The following is a 25102-nucleotide window of genomic DNA, read 5'->3' as shown; positions in this document are numbered from 1 at the left end:
TACGTGCGCTATTACAACCAAGACCGTATCCTAGAAAAATTAGGCTACCTGACGCCCAAAGAATTTGGGGCGCAAGCAGCCTAAAGAGGTGTTTTATATGTGTCTCAAATCGCTATGTCAGTCTAGAGCAAGCCTTTTTTTAGTATCTTAACTGATTTTCTGCTCTTTAACCCCTTTAGGGAACCATACGTAGGGATTTTCTCCTAAATCTCTTTCCACTTCGTATGTGACGGCTTCGAAGCCCATTTTCTCCCAGAACCCTTGAGATTTAATGCGGGAGTTTGTCTTGATCGGTAAACCGAAATTTTTGGCGAATTCTACCATAGCTTTTCCGTAATTTTTATTTTGGTATTTTGGCAGTACTTCAAGCTTCCAAAGCTCCAGGTAATTCTGTGGAGGATCAAAGTACTGATCGAAGCGGGCGTTACGTTGATATAAGCTCATTCTAGCAACCAGAGTATCGCCGAAGTAAACACCGTAAAACGGAGACTCGCTATCGTTTTCGATAATATTCGCCTGCAAGTCTTCGAGCATGGACAACTCCTGAACGCCATATTCTTTAAACTTCTTAAACTCCTCTAGAGTTTTATAATTCACTTTTAATTTTTCCACTTTTACTACCATTATATGACCTCCTAAAAATGCTAAAAAAAATTCGAGGATAACATGAAGGATCATGTATCCGTTTGCAATTGAACTAATGTTAGAACAAGTATTTATTATTATTATATAACAAAATAACAAAAAATTCTGCACTTAATTAAGAAAACGTTTACAATAGAGAAGAAGGATTTCGACGATTTTTGTAGAATTCGTATATTGAACAGAAGTGCTCTACGAAGAAAGGGGAGAGATTATGCAGAAGATATTAATTGCAAACAGGGGAGAAATCGCTTCAAGAATCATCAAAACATGTAAACAATTAAACATTCAAACAGTCGCGGTTTATTCAGATGCAGATCAGGATATGCCCTTTGTAAAAGAAGCGGATGTTGCATACCGCATAGGTGAATCACAAGTGAATCGTTCATATTTAGTGGTTGACAATATTCTTGAAGTTGCATTGAAAGAGAACGTGGATGGGATCCATCCTGGTTATGGTCTTCTTTCAGAAAACGCCGACTTTGCGAAGAGGGTGACAGAAGCGGGTATTACATTTATTGGTCCTGCCCACGACATCATTGACAAGATGGGGGATAAGGTCGAGGCAAGAAGGGTGATGCAGGAAGCGTCGGTTCCCGTAGTGCCAGGGAGCGACGGCGGAGTGGGAACAATTGACGCAGCCAAAGGAGTTGCCCTTGAGATCGGCTATCCCGTTATGCTCAAAGCAAGTGGCGGTGGCGGTGGGATCGGTATGATACGCTGTGAAAATGAGCAAGCGCTCGTTCAAAGCTTCGACTCTACTAAAAATCGTGCGAAAGCCTATTTTGGGAAAGAAGAAGTCTTTCTTGAGAAATGTATTGAGAATGCAAGACACGTAGAAGTGCAAATCTTTGGAGATCATCATGGGAACTTAGTTCATCTATTCGAACGTAATTGTTCCGTTCAACGAAGAAATCAGAAAGTGATAGAAGAATCACCATCTCCGTCCCTATCTCAAGAAACGAAGGAGAAGATGTATACTGCTGCCATACAGGCTGGTAAGGCAGTAGGTTACAGCAACGCAGGAACGGTAGAGTTTATCGTTGATGAAGAGGAGAACTTTTATTTCCTTGAAATGAATACCCGCTTGCAGGTAGAGCATCCGGTCACTGAATCGGTCACTGGGCTCGATCTTGTTAAATGGCAGCTCCTTGTAGCTGACGGAAAGCCGCTTCCACTATGTAAGCAGGAGGAAATCCAGAATATCGGTCATGCTATTGAGTTCAGAGTATATGCTGAAGATCCAAAGACATTTTATCCTTCACCTGGCCTTTTAAGCGCATTGGAATGGGGCGAAGGAGAAGGTGTCCGTATTGACAGCGGATATGAAGAAGGGAACAAAGTGACCCCGTTCTATGATCCGATGATTTCAAAATGTATCATCAAGGGAAATGACCGCTCCGATGCATTACATAAAGCGAAAGCCTTCTTTGAAGGGGTAAGGATCGAAGGGGTCAAAACGAATGTCACCCTTTTCAAGGATATCATTGAAGATAGCAGCTTTATTGAAGGGTCTTATACGACAAAATGGCTTCAGGACTTTTTAACAGCCAACCGCACATAATGAGGAGCGGAATGCTCCGTAACAAATCATACTTAAGAAGAAAACTGGAGGAATCAAACATGAAGGAAATCACATCAACAATGGCAGGGACGGTATTAAATGTAATGGTAGAACAAGGTGGAAAGGTCTCCTCAGGGGACACGGTTCTAATGCTTGAGTCAATGAAAATGGAAATTCCTGTTGAAGCCGAAGCGGGAGGTAAAGTAACTGAGATTAGAGTAAGTGTAGGGGATTTCGTAAATGAAGGGGATGTATTACTCGTAATCGAAGAATAGCCTCGGATAAACAGTAAGTCGGAGGTCGCGTATGATCTCTGACTTGTCTGTTAAAATCTCTTATACATATCATTTAACGACGGAGGGGATAGTATGTCGACATCTAAAACACACATCAATACTCTTGAAGAAACGAGAGAAAGAATTACTTCTGGTGGTCAGCCTAAATATCATGAGAAGTTGAAAGAGCAGAACAAAATGTTTGTTCGTGATCGTCTTCAACAATTGTTTGATAACGGAGATTATCAGGAAGATGGTATGTTTGCAAACAATAAGGCAGAAGACTTACCAGCTGACGGAGTTGTTACGGCAATCGGAAAGGTAGGAGGGCAGACTGTGTGCGTCATGGCTAATGATTCCACGGTTAAAGCTGGTTCCTGGGGTTCGAGAACAGTAGAGAAAATCATCCGCATTCAAGAAACCGCACTGAATTTAAAAGTGCCTATCTTCTATTTAGTGGATTCTGCGGGGGCACGTATCACTGACCAGTTAGATATGTTCCCGAATCGGCGGGGTGCAGGTAAAATATTCCATAATCAAGTGAAGATGTCGGGGATGGTTCCGCAAATTTGTATCCTTTTCGGACCATCTGCAGCTGGTGGGGCGTATATCCCAGCTTTCTGTGACATCGTCATCATGGTAGACGGAAATGCGTCCATGTATCTTGGATCTCCACGTATGGCAGAGAAAGTCATCGGAGAGAAAGTAACCCTTGAAGAAATGGGTGGGGCGAAAATGCATTGTTCTGTAAGCGGATGTGGAGACCTGCTCGCAGCAACGGAAGAGGAAGCGATTAATGAAGCGAAGAGATACTTAACTTATTTCCCGGCGAATTATCAGCACAAGACAAAGGTTACAGATGGACTGGCTCCAAAACATGAGAAACTGCTGGAAGATATCATCCCGGAACATCAAAATGCTCCATTCAATATGTATGATTGCATTGATACGTTGATTGATGAAGGAAGCTTCTTCGAAATGAAAAAGCTATTCGCACAAGAATTGATCACTGGATTTGCACGAATAGATGGGAAAGTAGTCGGAATCATTGCCAATCAGCCGAAAGTAAAGGGTGGGGTACTGTTCCACGATTCTGCGGATAAAGGGGCTAAATTCATTCAGTTATGTGATGCTTTCCATATTCCGTTATTATTCCTTGCTGACGTACCGGGATTCATGATCGGGACCAAAGTGGAACGAGCAGGAATCATCCGTCACGGCGCCAAACTGATAGCTGCTATGAGCTCTGCTACGGTAACGAAAATTTCTGTGATCGTCAGAAAAGCTTATGGAGCTGGTTTATATGCCATGGCTGGCCCTGCATTCGATCCGGATGTGTGCATCGCTCTCCCAACTGCCCAAATCGCCGTCATGGGTCCTGAAGCAGCGGTAAATGCTGTGTATTCCAATAAGATCCAGGCCATCGAGGATCCGAAAGAAAGAATTCAGTATGTGCAGGAAAAACAAAAGGAATATAAAGAACATATTGATATTTACAAATTGGCCTCCGAATTAATTGTAGATGAAATTGCGTCCCCTAATGAATTAAGGTCCGTGTTGATTCAACGGTATAAGCTTTATGAAACAAAGGATGTTCAATTCAGTGAAAGAAAACATCCTGTATACCCTGTATAAGGGTAGGTATAACAAGGCTCGTTCCATTGGAACGGGCCAGCTTTTTTTCATGTGGCTGATTCTTTCGATCTATACGTTTTCTCACTGGGGTAAATTTGGTAAAATGTTCATAAACGAAGACAGAGAAGGAGTAGTTATGAAAATTGGAATTTTTGGAGGAGGAGCGGTCGGTCTTTTATTTGCCGGATATTTGGGACGATTATTTGATGTTACTCTCATCGTGAGGAGAGAGTCCCAGGTTCGTTCTTTGTTGAAAGATGGAATCACAATACATAAAGAAAGCACGACCATCACAACAAAAGTCAGGGCTGTCCAACGTATGGAGGCGAACCATGAATTAGACCTCGTGATTGTCGCCGTAAAGGAATATGATCTTCTATCTCTTCATGAGGTGTTGGTAGATCTTGGTCCTGAGCTGCCCCTTTTGTTTGTTCAAAATGGGATCAGGCATGTTGAATGGATGAAATCATTACCTCATCATAATCTGATTGCAGGCTCAGTTGAGCATGGGGCAATGAAGGAAAATGATGTCACCATTCATCACTTAGGTGAAGCGGTGACTAATATTGCGTTAATTAGAGGAAATTGGGGTGTTGTAGAAGAAATAGTATCAAGGAGTCTAGATTCCTTCCCGTTTTCAATCCAACACGACTTTGAGAAAATGCTCTTAACCAAGTTATTTGTCAATGTATCAATCAATCCTCTGACTGCCCTAACCCGTGTGGCAAACGGGAAGTTGGTTGAAAACCCGCATTTTTCCCAACTGCAACGGGATTTATTCCGTGAACTGCTTCTGTTGTTTCCTCAAATGGAAGGGGTTATTTCTTTCAATAAAGTGGTGGATATTTGCAGGAATACATACCAAAATAAATCCTCCATGTTAAAAGATTTAGATGCACAACGGAGAACGGAAATCGAATCAATCCTAGGCGTCCTACTGGAAAAAGCGAATAATGAACACCATTTTGTACCTACCATGAATGTACTTTACAGATTAGTAAAAGGAATAGAAAGAGAAGGTTTGGGGGGATAAAATGGCTTCCATTTTTTCTACGATCATTGCCATTTTCGTTATGATCCCATTTTTGGGATATTTCATCAGCTTTATTCTTGCGAAGGAAATCATGAAGAGTCATCGGAAAGCGGTTCATTTCGCCATTGATATTACGACCTTTCTATTAATTGTCTCTGTTCACTTTATTGTCATTGCCATTTGGCAGACATCTTACCTATGGCTCATTTTTCTCGTGATCTGCTCGATCGGGGTTCTATTTGCCATTATGTATTGGAAGGCTAAGGGTGAAATCCACTACCCAAAAGTACTGAGAGGGTTCTGGCGTGTAAACTTCCTTATATTCTTCACCGCCTACATTTCACTAATGGTCACAGGTCTCATCCTCCGAATTCTTGATTTGAATTAAAAATTAACAGGCAAGTTTTTTCCTTTTCCTTATGTGTAATGATATACTCATCGTTAGGATATCAAGAGCTAGAAAAGGAGTAATTCATATGGAATTGGAAAGTTTAAACATTCCAGCAATAAACCGGTTTGCCTCTAAATACTTAAAACAAGAAGAGCCTGTCACTTCTTTTTTTCACTATAATATCAACAGCCCTACAGTCTATAAGGAACGAATGCAGGATTTGAAATCACGTCAATTTCCGAGAGAGGGTTTGACAGAATGTATCTCTTCCTATATGCAGGGATTACCTACTTCCGAGAAAGTAGTATCGTCACTTGAGAAGCTGAGAAATAATGCGGTAACAGTCGTTGCCGGACAGCAGGCAGGCCTATTAACGGGTCCCCTTTATACCATACATAAGATCATTTCAGTCATCCAATTGGCCAGGCAGCAGGAAGCGGAACTGAAACACCCCGTTGTCCCGGTTTTTTGGATAGCTGGAGAGGATCACGATTATCAAGAAGTGAATCATATATACATTGAAAACGATTCAAATCTCGAGAAGGTTGGTTACCCTGAGAGAGTACTTGAAAAAAAGATGACTTCTCATATTCTGTATACTAAATCAGTGATGAAGAAATGGCTTGATGATATCCTGATCATTTTAGGGGAAACCGGATATACAAAACAGCTTTCCTCTGAACTCACTAAAATGATAGATCAGGAAGATTCAATCGTTCGCTTATTTGCCCATATAGTGATGAGTCTATTTAAAGAATTCGGGTTATTGGTCATTGATTCCTCCTACCCTCCGCTCAGAAGGCTTGAAACTGGCAGGTTTCATCAGCTGATCGAAAACAGTAAGTCCATCACGGATGCGGTCCTGGAACAACAGGGTGACATTCGGGGGAGTGGATTTCATACGCAATTGGACATTTCTCAAACAGCAGCAAATCTTTTCCTCCAAATTCAAAATGAGAGAGTGTTGTTAGAAAGAGAAGGGGATATGTTCTTTGAAAAGAATACAGGGAAAACCTATACTTCTAATGAACTGTTATCGATCTTGGATGAAAGTCCGGAAGCATTCAGCAATAATGTTGTCACAAGACCTTTGATGCAGGAATGGTTGTTCCCAAATCTGGCATTTATTGCAGGACCGGGTGAAATTGCCTACTGGGGGGAGTTGAAAAGAGCATTTGAATTTGTAGAATTGAAGATGCCTCCTGTCGTACCGCGGTTAAATATTACTATCGTGGAAAGGGATATCAATAAAAGGATTCAGGAACTCGAATTAACGCTTCACAGTGTGATTACAGAGGGGGTTTCAACCGCCAGGGATACCTTTTGGAAGTCTCTTGAAAATCCGGGGTTAGAGACGGAAATGAAAGAAATACAGAATGAACTGGAACGCAAATATGAACGGATCCGTGAACAGGCAGTTTTAATAGATCAAGGTTTAAATCCGATTATTGATAAAAATCTTGATTTTCATCTTGGTCAATTCGATTATTTAAGGAAAAGAATAGATAATGCGCTCAAGGATAAGCATTCATTAATCTTTACTCAATTCATGAAAGTGGAGAACGGTATCAGACCAAATGGAGGACCCCAGGAAAGAACCTGGAATATCATCTACTTCCTGAATAAGTACGGCCCCACCTTCGTGAATGATCTAACCCAACTGGATTATACGTTTGATGGGACTCACAAAGTAGTATATATATGATCGGACTAAAATAAAAAGGACTAAATTCGTTTTAAAGTGCGAATTTGGTCCTTTTTCTGTTGTATAAAGACAAATTTCACTCATGGAAATTTGTCTGGAAAAGAAGGAATATCACTAATGAAAAATAGAGGAAATATTTTGGTAAGAAAGAATACATAAAAGAGTGGAGAAAAGTGGGGGGATGTGGTACATTTGTGTTAGAAAGTGGGGGCAGTGCATATGTTCATGGGCGAATATCAACATAACATTGATAATAAAGGCCGTTTAATCGTACCTGCCAAGTTCCGTGATCATCTGGGAGATTCATTTGTCATCACCCGGGGACTTGATCAGTGCTTATTTGGATACCCCATGGATGAGTGGCGATCCCTAGAGGAAAAGCTTAAAGCCCTGCCGCTTACAAAGAAAGATGCCCGTGCCTTCACTCGATTCTTCTTCTCAGGGGCAACCGAAAGTGAATTGGATAAAACGGGTAGGGTGAACATTCCAGCAACACTTGTGAATTATGCCCAATTGGATAAAGAATGCATTATTTTGGGCGTTTCCAATCGAATTGAGATTTGGAGTAAATCATTATGGGAAGACTATTTCACACAGTCTGAAGATTCATTTGCTGAGCTTGCAGAAAATATGGTAGGGTTTGATATTTAACCCCCACAAAACGTTCGATTGGAAAGGTGAAGTCAACATGTTTAAACATACAACAGTTTTATTGAAAGAAACCGTAGATGGTTTGGATATCAAAGAGGATGGAATATATGTAGATTGTACGCTAGGTGGAGCAGGGCACAGTGAATACCTTGCCAGCCGGCTATCACCTGAAGGCCATCTGTATTGCTTCGATCAGGATGAGACAGCCATCAAACATGCAAAAGAAAAGCTTTCATCCTATCAGGACAGAGTAACATTTGTACAATCAAATTTCCGTCATATCAGAGAAGAGCTTGAACATCTCGGAGTACATAGTGTGGATGGAATTTTATACGACCTTGGTGTGTCATCACCTCAGCTGGATACTCCAGAAAGAGGCTTTAGTTATCACCATGATGCGCCTCTCGACATGAGAATGGACTTAGAAGGGGAAGTTTCGGCCTATGATGTCGTCAACCATTGGTCGTTTGAAGATCTTGTCAGGATTTTTTATCGATATGGAGAAGAGAAGTTTTCGAAGCAAATTGCCAGAAAGATTGAAGCAGCACGGGAAGTAAAAGCGATTGAAACCACCGGGGAACTTGTGGAATTGATCAAGGATGGGATTCCTGCACCTGCAAGGCGAAAGGGAGGGCACCCAGCCAAAAGAGTCTTCCAAGCGATTCGTATTGCCGTTAATGATGAGCTTGGAGCCTTTGAAGATTCGTTGGAACAAGCCATTGAGCTTCTGCATAAGGGGGGAAGGGTGAGTGTCATCACGTTCCATTCCTTAGAAGACCGGATTTGTAAGACGATGTTCAAGGAAAAAGCATCAGGTCCTGACTTGCCTCCGGGTTTACCTATTATCCCAGAGGGGTATGAAGCAGAGCTTAAGCTTGTAACGAGAAAACCGATCCTGCCAAGCGTTGAAGAGTTGGAAGAAAATAATCGTGCCAGGTCAGCTAAATTAAGAATCGCAGAAAAAAATATATAAAAAGAAGGAAACAGGAGGGAGAATTTTGAGTAACTTAGCCAGAAATTTTGAGCAACAAAAAGTTGAGAAATCCTATCAGTCCGTTCAAGCCAAACCTAAACGTTTGAATGAGGAAAGAAGGTCCGTTGTTACACCGGGTGAAAAAATCCTTGTGGCTATCTTCGCGATGGTGTTTTGTTTCTTGGCCGTTCAAATTGTTTCGACCCAGGCCGCTATCTATGATGTAAATAAAGAAGTACAGCACGTTGAAACCACTATTGAGAAACAGGAAAAAGCAAACAATGACCTGAAGCTTCAAGTAAGTGAGTTGAGTACGTATGAGCGTATCCTTGAAAAAGCGAAGGAACTTGGGCTTAACTTGAAAGAAAAGAATGTTAAGGTTGTTGAACAATAATGAAAAAAAGGCCAAGTATGAACATAGGGGCAGCCATCCTATTCGGGATTTTCGGCTTGCTCTTTTTTGTATTAATGGTCCGCTTTGTCACGATTCAGGTCACGGGGGAAGCGGAAGGAAAAGTCCTGGCATCACAAGCGGCAAAAAAATATATTAAAAGTCATATTTTGGAAGCGCATCGAGGGACAATATTTGACGGTAAAGGTGAAGTTATTGCGGAGGATACATCCGCTTATACATTGGTTGCGATATTAGATCCAAGTATCACGAGTGATCCCAAAAAACCAAAGCATGTGACCGATCCGGAAAAAACAGCCAAGGTTCTCGCTAAGTATCTTGATATGAAGGAAAGTGCGATATATGAGCGCTTAAACCAAAAAGGACCTTATCAAGTGGAATTCGGTGCTGCAGGGAGAGATTTATCTCATCAGAAGATGCTTGAAATTAAGGAAGAGGACATATCTGGTGTTACGTTCAGGAAGGAAGCGAAGCGATTCTATCCAAACGGCTCCTTTGCTTCTCATCTAATCGGATTTGCCCAAAAATCAACGGACGAAGACGGTAAATCTACCACAGTAGGAAAAATGGGTGTAGAAGCAAGCTTTAATGATGTATTAAAGGGCAAGGATGGCTCTGTTGCGTACAAAAGTGACGTATGGGGTTATCTCCTGCCTAATGCAGATGAACATGTGACTCCACCTGAGGATGGAGACGATCTTTATCTGACCATCGATAAAAAGATTCAAACGTTCCTTGAAGAGGCAATGAATGAAGTCCAGAAAAAATACAAGCCGAAGAAAATGTTTGCAATTGTATCTGACCCGAAAACAGGCAAAATTCTGGCCATGAGTCAAAGGCCCACCTTTCATCCAGATACAAGAGAAGGGCTTTTAGATAACTGGACCAATATCATTGTGGAAGATACTTATGAACCCGGATCCACGATGAAGTCTTTTTCTCTGGCCGCTGCGGTGAATGAAGGAAAGTTCAATCCAAATGAAACCTATGAATCTGGTAAGTTCTATGTAGAAAATGTTCCAAATCCAATCCGGGATCACAATGGGGGAGAAGGTTGGGGAACGATTACATTCCTGGAAGGCGTTCAAAGATCTTCCAATGTTGCATTTGCGAATCTTCTGGATAAGATCGGCTTTAAGAAATATGAAAACTACTTACATGATTTTGGATTTGGAGAAGCGACTGACGTAGGATTGCCTAACGAGGCGTCGGGTTCGATACTATATCATTATCCGATTGAAAAGTACACGACCATCTTTGGTCAAGGTACAACCGTCACACCTCTTCAAATGATCCAGGCAGAGTCGGCGATTGCTAATGATGGTAAAATGATGAAACCTTATGTCATATCTAAAATCGTTGATCCCAATACGAATAAAGTCATCAAAGAAACGAAGCCTGAAGTCTCAGGCAGCCCCATTACAAAAGAAACTGCTGAAAAGACAAGAGAGTATCTGGAAACAACCGTCACCTCTGAAAATGGTACAGGACAAAGATTTGCCATAGAAGGGTATCGCGTTGGTGGAAAATCGGGATCAGGTCAGATTCCGGATCCGGATAATGGCCGGTATATGGTCGGGAAAGAGAACTATCTGTTCTCCTTTATGGGTATGGCCCCCATCGATGATCCTCAATTGATCGTCTATGTCGGTGTTCAACAACCTGAATTGGAACCGACTGAAATCGGCTCAGATCCTGTATCTGCCGTCTTCAATCCTGTTATGCAAAATAGCTTGAAATACTTAAACATCAAACCTCAGGAAAAAGTGAGCTTGAAAAAACAGTCTCTTCCTGAAACAAGAAAAATGAGTGTGGAAGAAGCGAAAAAAGAGCTTAAAAAAGCAGGGGTTTCGCCAATCGTAGTCGGAAATGGTTCTCAGGTCGTCAAACAGCTTCCTCAAGGAGGGAGTGCCATCCTTGAAGGTGAAAGAGTCGTGATCAAAACAGATGGCGACATAACCATACCGGATATGAAGGGATGGTCTGTAAGGGATGTCTTTAAGGTAGCGAATATCGCAGGTCTGAAGATTAATATGGTTGGGAATGGATATGCCGTCAGTCAGAACATTCAGCCGGGGGAAAAGGTCAAGAAAGATGAGCCCCTTGTCGTCAACTTCAAGACCCCCGAAGAAGCATCTGCCCCAAAAGAAGATGAGGAACAATCGATTAATTAGAGAAAAGGGATGACTCTTACCAGGGTCACCCTTTTTTCGTCGTCATGGAATCCTTTGATTTATACAGCTATTCCCCATATGTAAAAACCGTCAGGAGTCTTTACTGAATTCAAACATACCCCAATAAGTCCAAGCATATAATGGAACGAGCCATAGAAGGGGAGGTTCCATTCGTGAAAAGAGTATCAAATGTAACGGTAAGAAAGAGGTTAGCAATAGCGCTTGTAGCAGGAGTTCTCATTTTTTCCATCATAGATATCAGGCTGGGGTATGTTCAGTTTTTCAAAGGGGACTGGCTTACTGGTTTGGCAAAAGACTCCTGGAGTCGAAATATCCCATTTCAACCTGAACGAGGAAAAATAGTAGACCGTAATGGGGTAGAACTTGCTGGAAATCAAAGTGCACCAACGATATTTGTTGTTCCCCGGCAAATCACAGATCCTCAGGGAACAGCAGATAAACTGGCGGCAGTCCTTAATATTTCAGTTGAATCTGCATATAAATATGTAACACAGAAAGCCAATATGGTATTGATAAAGGAAGCAAGAAAGTTATCCTATGAAAAAGCGAAAGAAGTAAGGGATTTAAATTTAAAGGGTGTTTATTTAGGGGAAGATTCTAAGCGTTATTATCCTTATGGAAGCTATTTATCCCATGTTCTTGGTTTTGCAGGGATAGATAATCAGGGACTGATGGGGCTTGAGCTTTCATATGATGAAGAGCTTAGTGGAGATAAAGGTTATGTGAAATTTTTCTCCGATGCCAAAGGAAAGAGAATGCCTGATATGGCAGATGACTTTGAAAAACCGGAAAATGGACTGGATTTAAAGTTGACCATCGATACGAAGGTGCAAACAATCGTGGAGCGTGAATTGGATATCGCAGAAGCTACTTATAATCCCGATGGTATCATTGCTATCGCCATGAACCCTAATAACGGTGAAATACTGGCGATGTCGAGTCGACCGACATTTGATCCGGCGAATTTCCGTAATGTACCACAGGAAATTTATAACCGGAATTTACCTATATGGAGCACCTATGAACCCGGATCTACATTCAAGATCATTACTCTTGCCGCAGCTCTGGAAGAGAAGAAGGTGGATCTTTATAAAGACACGTTCCATGACCCTGGTCATATCGAAGTGGCAGGATCGACTCTCCATTGTTGGAAGCGTGGGGGGCACGGGACCCAAACATTTCTGGAAGTGGTACAGAATTCATGTAACCCCGGATTTGTCGAATTGGGTCAGAGGTTAGGAAAAGAAACATTATTCAGTTATATTCATGATTTTGGTTTTGGAGAAAAGACAGGCGTCGATTTACAAGGTGAAGGGAAGGGGATTCTATTCAATCTTGACCGGGTGGGACCGGTAGAGCAGGCAACGACGGCATTTGGTCAGGGTGTGGCCGTAACTCCCATCCAACAGGTTGCAGCTGTATCTGCAGCCGTGAACGGGGGAGTGCTGTATCAGCCATACATTGCAAAGGAGCTTATCGACCCAACAACCGGAGAGGTGGTTATGAGAAAGACTTCTCAGGTAAAGAAAAGGGTTATTTCCGAAGAAACGTCCAAGCAGATTCGTGTAGCGCTTGAAAGTGTTGTTGCAAAAGGCAGCGGTAAAAAAGCGTTTGTAGATGGTTACCGTGTAGGCGGGAAAACCGGGACAGCTCAAAAAGCAAAGGATGGTAAATACCTCGAGAATAATCATATCGTTTCCTTTATGGGAGTAGCGCCTGCTGATGATCCTGAAATTGTTGTATACGTTGCAGTGGATAATCCGAAAGGTACGATTCAATTCGGAGGTGTCGTAGCTGCCCCGATCGGTGGGAGTATCATTGGGGATAGTTTAGAAGCAATGGGAGTGCCGAAGCGTAAAGGTCAAATTGAAAAAGAATTGACGTGGACTGACACTCCGCTGATCGAAACTCCTGACTTGGTCGGATTGACAAAAAATGAACTACAGGAACAACTCGTAAATCTAGACTTGGACGTAAGCGGAAGCGGAAAAAAAGTGGTAAGTCAGTCTCCTGATCCAGGAGTGAAAATTAAACAGGGCTCAAAAGTAAGGGTCTATCTATCTGAATAATAATGAAGGAGAAGGTCTACTTGAAAGGTATTTCATGATATACTTTTTATTTGTGCCGGGGCTTTGGAATATGATAAAGCCCCGGAATTTGAAGTGGCAGCTTTGGAGACATCAAAAAGATATCCAACTAATTTAAAAGGTTGATAGCTTTCATTCGAATTTTTTTGTAAAATATAAAAAGGTTGCTTTCTACCTGTGAGGAGTTGAAAAGATGAGATTGCACACTTTGCTGGAAGTACTACCGTTTTTCTCAGTACAGGGTGAAGGGAATCCAGCTATTTCAAACATCGCAAACCACCATAAGAAAGTGAAGAATGGTGATTTATTTATCTGTATTAACGGATTAGAGGTCGATAGTCACTCCCTTGCCGGAGTGGCAGAGAAGAATGGTGCAGCAGCGATTCTTGCAGAGAGGGGACTGGTTGCCGACGTTCCGGTTATCATTGTTCCCGATACGAAGAAAGCGATGGCGATTCTTGCAGACTATTTCTATAAACAGCCCTCCCACCAGCTTCTCTTGGTGGGAGTCACAGGAACAAACGGGAAAACCACGACGACCCACCTCATTGATCACGTTTTCACTCAAAGTGGAGTGAAGACAGGATTAATTGGAACTTTGCATATTAAAGTGGGGGATGAGCTGCAAGTCAGTCACAATACAACCCCTGACAGCTTAACCCTGCAGCAGACATTTAAACAATTTTGCGATAAAGGGGTGCGTTCGGCGATCATGGAAGTGTCCTCGCATGCATTGGACCAGGGGCGTGTGCACGGCTGTGACTATGATATCGCAGTGTTTACGAACCTGACACAGGATCATCTGGATTATCACAAATCGATGGATGATTATCGTAACGCGAAAGGCTTATTGTTTTCTCAATTAGGGAATACTTATTTTAAGAAATCTCCTAAATATGCCATTATTAATAAGGACGATGAAGCAGCAGATTATTTTATCAGATCCACAGCCGCCCATGTATTTACATATGGTCTGTCTCCTGCAGCTGACTTCCATGCAAAAGATATGGTCCTGAGGGCAACGGAGTCCGTCTTCACCCTCGTGTCTCCATTTGGAGAACGGGAAATGGTATTAAAATTAGCTGGGAAATTTAATGTATACAACGCTCTGGCTGCCATAGCAACAGCATTTGCTGCGGGAATACCAATCGAGGAAAGTGTAAGGAGTCTGGAGAACGCCAAAGGGGTCAGGGGACGATTTGAAACAGTCTCAGAAGGTCAGCCCTTTTCAGTCATAGTCGACTATGCTCATACTCCAGATGGTTTAAAGAATGTACTGGAAACCATCCGGTCGATTACAAAAGGAAAGGTGATTGTAGTGGTCGGTTGTGGCGGGGACAGGGATAGGATCAAGAGGCCAATCATGGCGGAGATTGCCTGTGACTATGGTGATTATGCCATTTTCACCTCTGATAACCCACGGACCGAGGATCCAGAGGGTATCTTGAGGGATATGGAATCCGGAGTGTTCGGTAAACAATATCAATTGATTGTTGATCGTAAAGAGGCGATCAAAGAAGCCTTGAACCATGCTAAACCCGAAGATGTGGTCCTGATTGCCGGGAAAGGACATGAAACCTATCAGATCATTGGGAATAATGTATACGATTTTGATGACAGGGAAGTCGCAAGGCACTTCATTAAGGAGATATAATGATGCTTCATTATGATGAAGTTAAGAAATTGTTTCCCGAAACAAAAGGAGTACACCTGCCGGGCTTTGCGTTTTTAGTAGTTTCAAATTCAACTAGGATGGAAATGAAAAAGGGACTATATGTCCCTTTTGGTGATGAAATAAATCTTTTCAAAAGTATTGAAAATGGAGCGATTGCTTCCTTTTGGCCGAAGAGTGATCGAATTCCATCGTTTGTTCCGAATCACTTTCCTTTATTTATGGTTGAGGATGTTTACCAGGCCTATTTAGACTTACTAGAGAGTTATAAACAAAATTACAATCAAGAAAAGTGGGAAATTATGACGAAGTTTATTCTTAGCAATGGATTTGAACAAAATCAAACAAATGATTTATCAAAGAACGAATTTGAACAGGATCCAACCAATGGAAAGGGAGGGGAATGAAAATGATGGAACAAGTGATCTTTTTTACAATCATAATGGCATTTCTCATAACTGTATTGCTTGCCCCCGTATTTATCCCTTTCCTCAGAAGATTAAAGTTTGGCCAAAGCATCAGGGATGAAGGTCCGGAGTCACATCAAAAAAAGACCGGTACACCTACGATGGGTGGGATTGTGTTCTTATTATCCATTGTCATTACAACATTTGTAATGACCGGAAAGTATTCAGAACCTGGTCCTGAAACGTATTTAATGATTTTGGTGACCGTCGGTTTTGGATTATTGGGATTCCTGGATGACTTTATTAAAGTTGTGATGAAAAGGAATTTAGGATTGACATCCAAGCAGAAGCTGCTTGGGCAAATTATCATTTCGGTGATTTTTTATCTTATCTTTAAACAAAATGACTTTCCGACTACGGTCTCGATTCCAACAACGGATATTTCTTTTGAATTAGGCTGGTTTTATTGCTTATTTATTATCTTTTGGCTTGTTGGATTTTCAAACGCCGTCAATTTGACAGATGGTCTGGACGGGTTGGTATCCGGAACAAGTGCGATTGCTTTCGGTGCCTTGGCTGTACTTGCATGGAGCCAATCTCAATATGATGTTGCCATTTTCGGTGTGGCTGTAGTAGGGGCGGTTCTGGGCTTCCTCGTCTTTAATGCTCATCCCGCTAAAGTATTCATGGGAGATACAGGCTCACTTGCACTTGGAGGCGCAATCGCCACGATTGCCATTTTAACGAAACTTGAAATCATTTTAATCCTTATTGGCGGAGTATTCGTGATTGAAACTCTTTCTGTCATTTTACAGGTGGCAAGCTTCAAAACAACAGGAAAACGAATTTTCAAAATGAGTCCGTTACACCACCATTATGAGCTGGTTGGATGGTCGGAATGGCGTGTCGTAGTCACGTTTTGGACTGTGGGTTTGCTTTTTGCCGTATTAGGAATCTATATTGAGGTGTGGTTATAAATGAAAAACATTACGAAATTCAAACATAAAAAAGTACTTGTATTAGGTTTGGCAAAAAGCGGGGTAAGTGCTGCCTCTCTCTTACATAAGTTAGAAGCATTTGTAACGGTTAATGATCAAAAGCCTTTATCGGAAAATCCGGAAGCGCAGGGGCTCCTTCAGGAAGGGATTAAGGTCATCTGTGGAAGTCATCCCATCGAGCTATTGGATGAGGGCTTTCAATATGTCATAAAGAATCCCGGAATCCCTTACCACAATCCATTGATCAAAAAGGCAATTGAAAAGAACATTCCCGTTTTAACAGAAGTAGAACTCGCTTATTTAATTTCAGATGCAGAAATGATCGGAATCACCGGAACAAATGGAAAAACGACAACCACAACCCTTCTATTCGATATATTGAAAGAAGATGATCAAAAGCCACTGATAGCAGGTAATATCGGAACCGTCGCTTCTGAAGTAGCACAGTATGCGAAAGAAGACGAGAAAATGGTGGTGGAACTTTCTTCTTTCCAACTGATGGGGATTGAGGATTTCGCCCCTCACGTCGCGATTATTACCAATTTGTATGCTTCCCATCTTGATTACCATGGAGATCTGACTGAGTATTGGAAAGCGAAAACCAACATCACGAAAAATCAAACTAAAAATGATTACCTGATCATCAATGGTGACCAAGAGCATGTCCAAGAAGCAGTTAGTAATACTAAAGCACAGGTGATTCTCTTTTCAACTCAAAAAGAAGTACAAGGTGGTGCCTGTATTAAGGACCGGGCGGTTTATTTCAAAGGTGAACGAATCGTTGAATTGGACTCTATTGTCTTACCTGGTGAGCATAATCTGGAAAATATCCTCTGTGCGATTGCTGCATGTAAAATCTATGGTGTATCCAACGACAGTATCATGAAGGTATTGAGTACGTTTGGAGGAGTGAAACACCGTACTCAATTCGTGCGGGAAGTGAATGGCATAAAATTTTACAATGACTCCAAAGCAACGAATAGTTTGGCGACGAAAAGTGCTCTTAAAGCATTTGCATCTCCTACCATATTGCTTGCAGGGGGCTTGGATCGTGGAAATGAATTTGATGACCTGATTCCATTTTTGAAAAACGTGAAAACATTGATCACCTTTGGGGAAACGTCAGAGAAGTTCGTGAAGACGGGGGAAAAGGCAGGGATACAAACCATTATTCCTGTCGATAATGTGGAAAAGGCTGTTCCTGTTGCTTTTGAGCACGCTCAAGAAGGGGATGTCGTGTTGTTGTCTCCCGCATGTGCCAGTTGGGATCAATATCGAACTTTTGAACAACGTGGTGACATTTTTATTGAAGCCGTGCATAAGCTTTAATAAGGGCTTGTCCATATAGAGCATCCATACTTTCACAACCAGTCATTCAATCCGGGATAATAGTGTTCCATGCTCGAACGGCTCTAAATTTGTCTATTCGAGGTGTTTAGGATTGCCTTTAAAAAAATCGACTCCCGATTTTATACTCATTATGGTTACGCTCACTTTACTTGCGATTGGACTGGTTATGGTTTACAGTGCGAGTGCTGTCTGGGCAGATTACAAATTTGATGATTCCTTTTTCTTTGCCAAAAGGCAGGTGCTCTTTGCAGGTGTCGGATTATTCGCTATGTTCTTCATAATGAATGTAGAATACTGGACCTGGAGGAAATGGTCAAAGATCATTATTATCGTATGTTTCGTCCTTCTTGTACTCGTTCTCATTCCGGGCATCGGGGTACTGAGGAATGGATCGAGGAGCTGGATAGGTGTAGGCGCCTTTTCCATTCAGCCTTCAGAGTTTATGAAGCTTGCGATGATTGCTTTTTTATCAAAGTATTTATCAGAGAATCAAAAGTATATTACCTCTTTCAGAAAAGGGGTACTACCCGCACTCTTGCTTGTATTCACAGCTTTTGGAATGATCATGTTGCAGCCGGATCTGGGAACGGGTACCGTAATGGTAGGCACTTCCGTTGTGATGATTTTTATATCCGGCGCACGGATTAAACATTTTGTAGGCCTAGGGATGATTGGTTTATTGGGATTTGTAGGTCTCGTCATTTCTGCACCTTACCGGATTAAGCGGATAACCTCATTCTTAGATCCGTGGCAGGATCCGTTGAATAGTGGATTCCAAATCATTCAATCCCTTTATGCTATAGGACCGGGAGGGTTGTTCGGGTTAGGGCTGGGGCAGAGCAGACAGAAATTTTTCTACTTGCCCGAACCTCAAAACGACTTTATATTTGCTATTTTAGCAGAGGAACTCGGATTTATAGGTGGAACCCTGGTACTTATTTTGTTTTCATTAATCTTGTGGAGAGGGATCAGGATCGCACTGGGGGCACCCGATTTATTTGGAAGCTTTCTAGCATTAGGGATCGTTTCCATGATTGCCATCCAGGTGATGATCAATGTAGGGGTAGTGACGGGGCTGATGCCAGTCACCGGAATCACACTCCCATTCCTGAGCTACGGGGGGTCTTCATTGACCCTCATGCTAATGGCGGTAGGGGTCCTGTTGAATATTAGCCGCTACTCAAGAAATTAGTGTTTTATAAAAGAGATTGACGCCAGAAAAAACAGTGGGAAATACAGAATGGTGAAACATACCCATCACCAACATGCCACTTCCCTTTTTTCTAGTCAATCTCTTTTTTACATGTAAAAAACGAATAAATACTATGTTTTTAAAGAAATAACGATAGGATATTTAAAGTTTCGATGTTACAATAAATTACATATACTTAATGCATTATAATCATACCTTTTCAAAATAAAGGAGAGTTTATTACTTTTATTAACCAAAACTTTTACAATTCAATGACATGCATTCATATTGCTTTAATTGTTGTTTAAAATAGGGTTTAAGAGTGAAATACATAGGATGGCCATTCTTTTGAAAAGTGAATGAAAGTACATATACGAAAAGTGGTATGAACAATCCATCTTAGGGTGAACTTTGGTCATTTCTCCAAGAATAGGCGGCGTAACCCTTCTACCCTCATTTTTTATCCTTTTTTAATAAATTGGTATATGGTAGAAAATAACGTTCTGTTCCTCTTTTAACATGGAATTCCTTCGTATAGAATAGAGGGTATCCCAATGTAAAGAGTACTTTCATTATAAGACGTGATGAGTTGATCTTATTCATGACATAATGAATTCAGAGTGAAATTGAGGAGAACGAAATGAAAAAAGAAAATGTTGTTTCCATTGAAGATCGTATTCCTAAATTAAAACAACACAGGAAAAAGAAGGCGAATCGCAGGCTTCTGTTTTTACTTTCTTTATTCTTTCTGATGATTTTGTCGGTTGTATATTTTCAATCGCCTCTAAGTCATGTAAACAAAGTGTTCGTCCATGGGAATGAGCTTATACCAAGTAAGACGGTTCTTCAAAACAGTGGAATTGACAAAGGTATGAATGTGTGGAGTGTAAACAAAGAAAAGACCGTGGAACAATTAAGGAAACTGCCGGAAGTGAAGGACGCCAAGGTGGAATTGTCCTTTCCGAATTCTTACGAGATTACTATTAATGAATATGATAAAAAAGCCTATCTCTCAAAGGGGAACAAGTTTTTTGTCATATTGGAGAATGGGAAGGTACTGGATAAAGGGACCGGTTCGATTCCTGTCGATGCTCCTTTATTAAGGGGATTTGAAGAAGATGAAGTCCTCATCAAAATGGTGAAGGAATTAGGAAAACTCCCGAAAGAAGTTCAACATCTCATTTCAGAAATCAATCTTGTTCCTAAAAAAACAGATCAATATCACTTGACCCTATTTATGAATGATGGATTCGAAGTGAGCGCAACCATCCGAAGCTTCTCAGAAAAGATGGTGCATTATCCTTCGATCGTCAGCCAATTGGATCCTTCAGTAAAAGGGGTCATTGATCTGGAGGTCGGCTCTTATTTCAGAGCATATGAAACGGAAGGTGAACAAAGCAATGAAGAGGATGAGGGTGAGAGGTAAGCATGTGATCCTCTCTCTTGTATGTTTGGTTCTGGGTTTCATCCTTGCTTTTTCATTCAGTCTGGCAAATACTGAACAACGAGAGCTCGGGAATCGGACAAATGGTCAATGGAAACAGGAAGAAACGTTAAGAGATCAAATTCTTGAGTACCAGCAGAAAAATAATAATCTGCAGGAAAAGCTTTATGAAAAACAAGAGAAGGTCGGCAATATGGAGAAGGAATTCTCTAAAGAGAAACAAATTTATTTTAACCTGGCAGAGGATGCGGAAAAGTACCGTATGTACTTAGGCAAAACGAAAGTGAAGGGTCCAGGCGTAACGGTAACTTTATCCGATGCGAAATACGACCCGGAAGAAGAAAATGCGAATAATTATATTGTCCACGAACACCATGTGTTTAAGGTGATTAATGAATTATATATAGCGGGGGCTTCTGTGGTAGCGATTAATGGCCAAAGGCTGAAGCATGATTCATACATACTGTGTAACGGTCCGGTTATCCAGATCGATGGTATCGAATACCCTGCTCCGTTCAAAATAACCGCAATCGGAGATCCGGAAGTATTATCCTCCGCGATGAATATCACAGGTGGAGTGAAGGATCAGCTTGTGAATGAAAATATCATCTTTGAAATGAAAAAAGAAAATTCGGTCATCCTGGAACCTACGATTGGTGAATCATGAGCCCGGCTCCCATTGAAGTAAATGATACGGACGAATTACAGGGTGAGGGTCAGTTTTGAAAGTAAGGTGCAATAAATGGACAACAAACTTAAAATCAGCTTTACCGTCATTACGGTCATAATCGGATTTATGATTGCCATTCAGTTTCAAACTGTCAAAGAGCCAGTTGTCCGGGATACCAGAGATATTTGGGAACTGAGGGAAGCACTTTTGAAAGAAAAGGAAGACAATTCCAATTTATTATCTGAAACACGTTCTGTGGAAGCGAAAATCGAACAATATAAGACGGAGCAGCAATCAAGTCCTGAACAGGCATTGAAGCAAACCTTAGAGGAATTGAAGACTGAGATGGGCCTGACGGAAAAAACAGGTCCCGGCCTCATTCTGACGATAGAGCCATCAATGGAGGAAATCCTGCTCGGTGAAAAAGTACAGAATGTTTCCCCGGAACTTTTGGAGAGGCTCGTTAATGAGCTGAATCAGTATGATGCAGTCGATATCGCAATTGATGGTCACCGATTAATCAACACTTCCGTCATCCGGGATATTAATGGAGAAACGAAAGTGGACGGTAATTCAATCAAGAAAATACCATTTGAAGTGAAAGTGTTGACCAAGGATATTAATGCAGCCAAGGACTTATATAACCGAATGCAGGTTTCAAGATCTGTTGAAGATTTCTTTATCGATAACCTTCGTGTCAGCATTTCAAAGCCTTTAGAAAAGTTGGTAGTTCCAGAATATAAAGATACAATCCGAATCCGTTTTATGGAACCGGTTAAGGAAAGAGGAGGGAACGAATAATATGTGGCTTCCCGTTTTAGGGTTGCTAGTAGGGGTCTTCCTGGGGCTTCTTACCGATATTAGAATTCCAGAAGAGTATTCAAATTATTTATCGATTGCCGTCCTGGCAGCACTGGATACATTATTTGGCGGTATTCGTGCCCACCTCCAAAATATATATGATGACAAAGTCTTTGTTTCTGGATTCTTTTTTAATATTTTACTAGCAGCAAGTTTAGCTTTTCTAGGGGTACATCTTGGTGTAGACTTATATTTGGCGGCTGTTTTTGCTTTTGGAGTAAGATTATTCCAAAACATAGCAGTGATTAGAAGAATATTGATTAGCAATTGGTCAAATAATCAAGAAAAAAGAGAAAAAAATTAGAATTTTAAAAGGGAATCGTTTTTGTTACGACGAATATCATATTAAGATATACTTAGAATAATGTTTTTCTAGGATTGTTGTTCCAAATAAACATTCTTTAAGGAGGTGCCATAGAGTGAACAGCAATGAAATTTACGTTAGCCTAGACATCGGTACATCCACAGTGAAAGTAATCATTGGTGAAATGACAAATGATTCCTTAAACATAATCGGTGTAGGAAATGTGAACTCAGAAGGAATCAGAAAAGGTTCCATCGTAGATATAGACGAAACTGTTCATACAATCAAGAAGGCAGTTGAACAAGCTGAAAGGATGGTCGGTTTATCTATAAGTCAGGTCATTGTAGGTATTACTGGAAACCATGTGTCACTTCAATCTTGTCATGGAGTGGTGGCAGTATCGAGTGATAACAGGGAGATTGGCGATGAAGATGTTTTAAGAGTAATGGATGCAGCCCAGGTTGTTTCTATTCCTCCAGAAAGGGAAATCATCAATGTAATCCCAAGACAATTCATCGTTGATGGATTGGATGAGATTACAGATCCCCGGGGCATGATCGGTGTTCGCCTGGAAATGGAAGGTACCATCATTACGGGATCTAAGACGATTTTACATAATACTCTCCGTTGTGTGGAAAAGGCTGGCCTTGAAATAGTCGATATCGTCCTTCAGCCACTCGCCGCAGGTACAGTTGCTCTATCGAAGGATGAGAAGAATCTTGGAGCTGCTTTAATCGATATCGGTGGCGGCTCTACAACCATAGCTATTTTCGAACAGGGTCATTTAAAGGCGACCACTGTACTTCCCGTTGGCGGGGAGCATATTACAAAAGATTTGTCGATAGGATTACGGACATCCACGGACGATGCAGAAAAAATCAAAACGAAATATGGACATGCTTTTTATGACCACGCGTCAGAAGATGAAGTGTTCAGTGTGCCAATTATTGGCAGTGATCAACATCAGCAATTTAATCAATTAGAAATTTCTGATATCATAGAAGCAAGGCTGGAAGAGATTCTGGATCTTATCAGCCATGAGCTGAAACGATTGGGGATCAGGGACCTGCCAGGAGGGTATGTGTTAACTGGTGGTGTAGCAAATCTTCCAGGTGTGTTAGAATTAGCACAAATCGTATTCCAAAATCGTGTACGTGTGGCAATTCCTGATTATATAGGTGTACGGGAACCTCAGTATACGACAGCAGTTGGATTGATTAAATACGCACAAAAGAATGCCAGATTGCAGGGGAGATCCGTAAGTGCGGAACCAGTACCTGCAGACGCCGCTGAGAAGCGTCAATCAAAACCAGCGAATAAAAAGCCGAAGCCTGCAAAGGTAAAAGAAGAAGAACATGAAGATGAAAAGGCCATGTCAAAAGTGAAAAAGTTCTTTGGATACTTCTTTGAATAAATAAGGAATCCATAGATTCGACGAGTTAGGAGGATTTGTCATGTTGGAGTTTGATACAAATTTAGATTCATTAGCGACAATAAAAGTTATTGGTGTCGGTGGCGGAGGAAACAACGCCGTAAACCGCATGATCGAGCACGGTGTACAAGGTGTTGAATTTATCGCTGTCAATACGGATGCACAAGCTTTGAATCTATCAAAAGCTGAAATAAAGATGCAAATCGGTGGCAAATTAACCAGGGGGTTGGGAGCAGGTGCGAATCCCGAAGTAGGTAAAAAAGCCGCTGAGGAGAGTAAAGAGCAGATTGAAGAGGCACTCAGAGGTGCAGACATGGTCTTTGTAACTGCTGGAATGGGTGGAGGAACCGGTACAGGTGCAGCTCCTGTAATCGCACAAATCGCCCGGGAAATTGGAGCATTGACAGTAGGTGTTGTGACAAGACCATTTACATTTGAAGGCAGAAAGCGTTCAAATCAAGCAAGCGGTGGTATTGCTGCAATGAAAGAAGGGGTAGATACCCTTATCGTTATTCCGAACGATCGTCTTCTTGAAATCGTGGACAAGAGCACGCCAATGCTTGAAGCTTTCCGTGAAGCTGATAATGTCTTACGACAAGGTGTACAAGGCATCTCGGATCTTATCGCTACACCTGGTCTGATTAATCTGGATTTTGCAGATGTTAAGACAATCATGTCGAACAAAGGATCAGCTTTGATGGGTATCGGTGCAGCATCTGGTGAGAACCGTGCGACTGAAGCGGCGAAAAAGGCGGTTTCCAGCCCGTTGCTTGAGACATCCATCGACGGAGCTCAGGGTGTACTGATGAACATCACAGGTGGAACGTCATTAAGCCTTTACGAAGTTCAGGAGGCTGCTGATATAGTAGCATCTGCTTCAGATCAAGAAGTGAACATGATCTTCGGCTCTGTCATCAACGAAGATTTAAAAGATGATATCGTCGTGACCGTAATTGCAACCGGGTTCAACGAAGAGGTCATTCAACCTCCAAAACAAACAAGACCGACATTTGGTGGAATGAAACCAAATCAAAGTCCTAATACAAGTCAATCGGTTAAACGGGAACAGCCTAAACGTGAAGAGATCGTATCATCCAAAAGTTCCTTCATGAATTATACGATCATTTGAAGAATTTGGAGCCGGTACCCATTTCCATGAGCTTCGGCCAGTCTCAATCAAGCGAAACCTTTGAACCGGAGAAACTGATT

Annotated in this window: 24 protein-coding genes; 23 read left to right on the top strand and 1 reads right to left on the bottom strand. The window is 41.5% G+C overall.

The annotated features are described in order from the left end of the window. Positions 1 to 3: 3 nt before the first annotated feature. Positions 4 to 84, top strand: a complete 81-nt coding sequence (locus BAA9072_RS24770) for a hypothetical protein (RefSeq protein WP_408015236.1) — start codon at positions 4 to 6, stop codon at positions 82 to 84. Positions 85 to 147: 63 nt separating this feature from the next. Here BAA9072_RS24770 and BAA9072_RS23295 read toward each other — a convergent pair whose 3' ends face one another. Beyond that, the gene (locus BAA9072_RS23295) at positions 148 to 624 is read right to left on the bottom strand and encodes an N-acetyltransferase (protein WP_201716953.1); all 477 of its coding nucleotides are present in this window, start codon (positions 622 to 624) and stop codon (positions 148 to 150) included. A gap of 232 nt (positions 625 to 856) precedes the next feature. On the opposite strand from BAA9072_RS23295, the gene BAA9072_RS23290 reads away from it, so the two are divergent. The 22 genes from BAA9072_RS23290 (at position 857) to ftsZ (ending at position 25022) form a co-directional block, all read left to right on the top strand. After that, positions 857 to 2206 (top strand): acetyl-CoA carboxylase biotin carboxylase subunit, encoded by a 1350-nt coding sequence (locus BAA9072_RS23290; protein ID WP_201716952.1) that lies wholly within the window; start codon positions 857 to 859, stop codon positions 2204 to 2206. A 59-nt stretch (positions 2207 to 2265) separates the two neighbouring features. After that, entirely contained in the window at positions 2266 to 2481 is a 216-nt protein-coding gene (locus BAA9072_RS23285) for a biotin/lipoyl-binding carrier protein (protein ID WP_201716951.1), read from the top strand. Between the two features lie 93 nt (positions 2482 to 2574). Beyond that, entirely contained in the window at positions 2575 to 4116 is a 1542-nt protein-coding gene (locus BAA9072_RS23280; RefSeq protein WP_201716950.1) for an acyl-CoA carboxylase subunit beta, read from the top strand. A gap of 136 nt (positions 4117 to 4252) precedes the next feature. Next, a complete protein-coding gene (locus tag BAA9072_RS23275; protein ID WP_201716949.1) occupies positions 4253 to 5149 on the top strand; it encodes a ketopantoate reductase family protein in 897 nt (298 codons plus the stop codon). 1 nt (position 5150) lies between these two features. Then, on the top strand, positions 5151 to 5537 hold the full coding sequence (locus BAA9072_RS23270; protein ID WP_201716948.1) for a DUF3397 domain-containing protein: 387 nt from the start codon (positions 5151 to 5153) through the stop codon (positions 5535 to 5537). 88 nt (positions 5538 to 5625) lie between these two features. Then, complete coding sequence (gene bshC / locus BAA9072_RS23265; RefSeq protein ID WP_230980984.1) at positions 5626 to 7245, top strand: bacillithiol biosynthesis cysteine-adding enzyme BshC; 1620 nt, start codon at positions 5626 to 5628, stop codon at positions 7243 to 7245. Positions 7246 to 7464: 219 nt separating this feature from the next. Beyond that, complete coding sequence (mraZ, locus tag BAA9072_RS23260) at positions 7465 to 7896, top strand: division/cell wall cluster transcriptional repressor MraZ (RefSeq protein WP_034755875.1); 432 nt, start codon at positions 7465 to 7467, stop codon at positions 7894 to 7896. 37 nt (positions 7897 to 7933) lie between these two features. Beyond that, entirely contained in the window at positions 7934 to 8869 is a 936-nt protein-coding gene (rsmH, locus tag BAA9072_RS23255; protein ID WP_201716946.1) for a 16S rRNA (cytosine(1402)-N(4))-methyltransferase RsmH, read from the top strand. A gap of 25 nt (positions 8870 to 8894) precedes the next feature. Beyond that, on the top strand, positions 8895 to 9263 hold the full coding sequence (gene ftsL / locus BAA9072_RS23250; protein ID WP_201716945.1) for a cell division protein FtsL: 369 nt from the start codon (positions 8895 to 8897) through the stop codon (positions 9261 to 9263). Continuing rightward, the gene (locus BAA9072_RS23245) at positions 9263 to 11455 is read left to right on the top strand and encodes a penicillin-binding protein (RefSeq protein ID WP_201716944.1); all 2193 of its coding nucleotides are present in this window, start codon (positions 9263 to 9265) and stop codon (positions 11453 to 11455) included. The genes ftsL and BAA9072_RS23245 overlap by 1 nt, the downstream gene beginning before the upstream one ends. 173 nt (positions 11456 to 11628) lie before the next feature. Next, complete coding sequence (locus BAA9072_RS23240; protein ID WP_230980983.1) at positions 11629 to 13545, top strand: stage V sporulation protein D; 1917 nt, start codon at positions 11629 to 11631, stop codon at positions 13543 to 13545. Between the two features lie 211 nt (positions 13546 to 13756). Then, positions 13757 to 15217, top strand: coding sequence for a UDP-N-acetylmuramoyl-L-alanyl-D-glutamate--2,6-diaminopimelate ligase (locus tag BAA9072_RS23235; RefSeq protein ID WP_201716942.1), 1461 nt, complete (start codon positions 13757 to 13759; stop codon positions 15215 to 15217). Beyond that, entirely contained in the window at positions 15217 to 15642 is a 426-nt protein-coding gene (locus tag BAA9072_RS23230) for a hypothetical protein (protein ID WP_201716941.1), read from the top strand. Before BAA9072_RS23235 ends, BAA9072_RS23230 begins: the two co-directional genes overlap by 1 nt. A gap of 2 nt (positions 15643 to 15644) precedes the next feature. Continuing rightward, positions 15645 to 16619, top strand: coding sequence for a phospho-N-acetylmuramoyl-pentapeptide-transferase (gene mraY / locus BAA9072_RS23225; protein WP_201716940.1), 975 nt, complete (start codon positions 15645 to 15647; stop codon positions 16617 to 16619). Then, the gene (murD, locus tag BAA9072_RS23220; RefSeq protein ID WP_201716939.1) at positions 16620 to 17969 is read left to right on the top strand and encodes a UDP-N-acetylmuramoyl-L-alanine--D-glutamate ligase; all 1350 of its coding nucleotides are present in this window, start codon (positions 16620 to 16622) and stop codon (positions 17967 to 17969) included. Between the two features lie 112 nt (positions 17970 to 18081). Next, complete coding sequence (spoVE, locus tag BAA9072_RS23215; protein WP_201716938.1) at positions 18082 to 19182, top strand: stage V sporulation protein E; 1101 nt, start codon at positions 18082 to 18084, stop codon at positions 19180 to 19182. Between the two features lie 640 nt (positions 19183 to 19822). Then, a complete protein-coding gene (locus BAA9072_RS23210) occupies positions 19823 to 20608 on the top strand; it encodes a cell division protein FtsQ/DivIB (protein WP_201716937.1) in 786 nt (261 codons plus the stop codon). Beyond that, on the top strand, positions 20592 to 21293 hold the full coding sequence (locus BAA9072_RS23205; RefSeq protein WP_230980985.1) for a DUF881 domain-containing protein: 702 nt from the start codon (positions 20592 to 20594) through the stop codon (positions 21291 to 21293). Before BAA9072_RS23210 ends, BAA9072_RS23205 begins: the two co-directional genes overlap by 17 nt. 75 nt (positions 21294 to 21368) lie before the next feature. Next, positions 21369 to 22097: a DUF881 domain-containing protein gene (locus BAA9072_RS23200; RefSeq protein ID WP_201716935.1), complete on the top strand. Its 729-nt coding sequence runs from the start codon at positions 21369 to 21371 to the stop codon at positions 22095 to 22097. Between the two features lies 1 nt (position 22098). Further along, the gene (locus tag BAA9072_RS23195) at positions 22099 to 22461 is read left to right on the top strand and encodes a small basic family protein (protein WP_201716934.1); all 363 of its coding nucleotides are present in this window, start codon (positions 22099 to 22101) and stop codon (positions 22459 to 22461) included. Between the two features lie 115 nt (positions 22462 to 22576). Further along, entirely contained in the window at positions 22577 to 23875 is a 1299-nt protein-coding gene (gene ftsA, locus BAA9072_RS23190; RefSeq protein ID WP_201716933.1) for a cell division protein FtsA, read from the top strand. 40 nt (positions 23876 to 23915) lie between these two features. Then, positions 23916 to 25022, top strand: coding sequence for a cell division protein FtsZ (gene ftsZ, locus BAA9072_RS23185; RefSeq protein ID WP_201716932.1), 1107 nt, complete (start codon positions 23916 to 23918; stop codon positions 25020 to 25022). Positions 25023 to 25102 lie beyond the last annotated feature (80 nt).

It is taken from the genome of Rossellomorea arthrocnemi, assembly GCF_904424705.1.
In the GTDB taxonomy this organism is placed as follows: Bacteria; Bacillota; Bacilli; order Bacillales; family Bacillaceae_B; genus Rossellomorea; species Rossellomorea arthrocnemi.
The sequence above is the reverse complement of the archived record's forward strand: the minus strand, read 5'-3'. Positions and strand labels throughout refer to the sequence as shown.

What these genes read in the sequence shown, in the direction of transcription:
- BAA9072_RS23290 (WP_201716952.1), top strand. Translation starts at nt 857, where the DNA reads ATGCAGAAGATATTAATTGCAAACAGGGGAGAAATCGCTTCAAGAATC.
- BAA9072_RS23205 (WP_230980985.1), top strand. Translation starts at nt 20,592, where the DNA reads ATGAGGGTGAGAGGTAAGCATGTGATCCTCTCTCTTGTATGTTTGGTT.
- BAA9072_RS23280 (WP_201716950.1), top strand. Translation starts at nt 2,575, where the DNA reads ATGTCGACATCTAAAACACACATCAATACTCTTGAAGAAACGAGAGAA.
- BAA9072_RS23295 (WP_201716953.1), bottom strand. Translation starts at nt 624, where the DNA reads ATGGTAGTAAAAGTGGAAAAATTAAAAGTGAATTATAAAACTCTAGAG.
- ftsZ (WP_201716932.1), top strand. Translation starts at nt 23,916, where the DNA reads ATGTTGGAGTTTGATACAAATTTAGATTCATTAGCGACAATAAAAGTT.
- BAA9072_RS23195 (WP_201716934.1), top strand. Translation starts at nt 22,099, where the DNA reads ATGTGGCTTCCCGTTTTAGGGTTGCTAGTAGGGGTCTTCCTGGGGCTT.
- BAA9072_RS23210 (WP_201716937.1), top strand. Translation starts at nt 19,823, where the DNA reads ATGAAAAAAGAAAATGTTGTTTCCATTGAAGATCGTATTCCTAAATTA.
- BAA9072_RS23275 (WP_201716949.1), top strand. Translation starts at nt 4,253, where the DNA reads ATGAAAATTGGAATTTTTGGAGGAGGAGCGGTCGGTCTTTTATTTGCC.
- rsmH (WP_201716946.1), top strand. Translation starts at nt 7,934, where the DNA reads ATGTTTAAACATACAACAGTTTTATTGAAAGAAACCGTAGATGGTTTG.
- BAA9072_RS23245 (WP_201716944.1), top strand. Translation starts at nt 9,263, where the DNA reads ATGAAAAAAAGGCCAAGTATGAACATAGGGGCAGCCATCCTATTCGGG.
- BAA9072_RS23235 (WP_201716942.1), top strand. Translation starts at nt 13,757, where the DNA reads ATGAGATTGCACACTTTGCTGGAAGTACTACCGTTTTTCTCAGTACAG.
- bshC (WP_230980984.1), top strand. Translation starts at nt 5,626, where the DNA reads ATGGAATTGGAAAGTTTAAACATTCCAGCAATAAACCGGTTTGCCTCT.
- BAA9072_RS23230 (WP_201716941.1), top strand. Translation starts at nt 15,217, where the DNA reads ATGATGCTTCATTATGATGAAGTTAAGAAATTGTTTCCCGAAACAAAA.
- mraZ (WP_034755875.1), top strand. Translation starts at nt 7,465, where the DNA reads ATGTTCATGGGCGAATATCAACATAACATTGATAATAAAGGCCGTTTA.
- murD (WP_201716939.1), top strand. Translation starts at nt 16,620, where the DNA reads ATGAAAAACATTACGAAATTCAAACATAAAAAAGTACTTGTATTAGGT.
- mraY (WP_201716940.1), top strand. Translation starts at nt 15,645, where the DNA reads ATGATGGAACAAGTGATCTTTTTTACAATCATAATGGCATTTCTCATA.
- BAA9072_RS23200 (WP_201716935.1), top strand. Translation starts at nt 21,369, where the DNA reads ATGGACAACAAACTTAAAATCAGCTTTACCGTCATTACGGTCATAATC.
- BAA9072_RS23285 (WP_201716951.1), top strand. Translation starts at nt 2,266, where the DNA reads ATGAAGGAAATCACATCAACAATGGCAGGGACGGTATTAAATGTAATG.
- BAA9072_RS23270 (WP_201716948.1), top strand. Translation starts at nt 5,151, where the DNA reads ATGGCTTCCATTTTTTCTACGATCATTGCCATTTTCGTTATGATCCCA.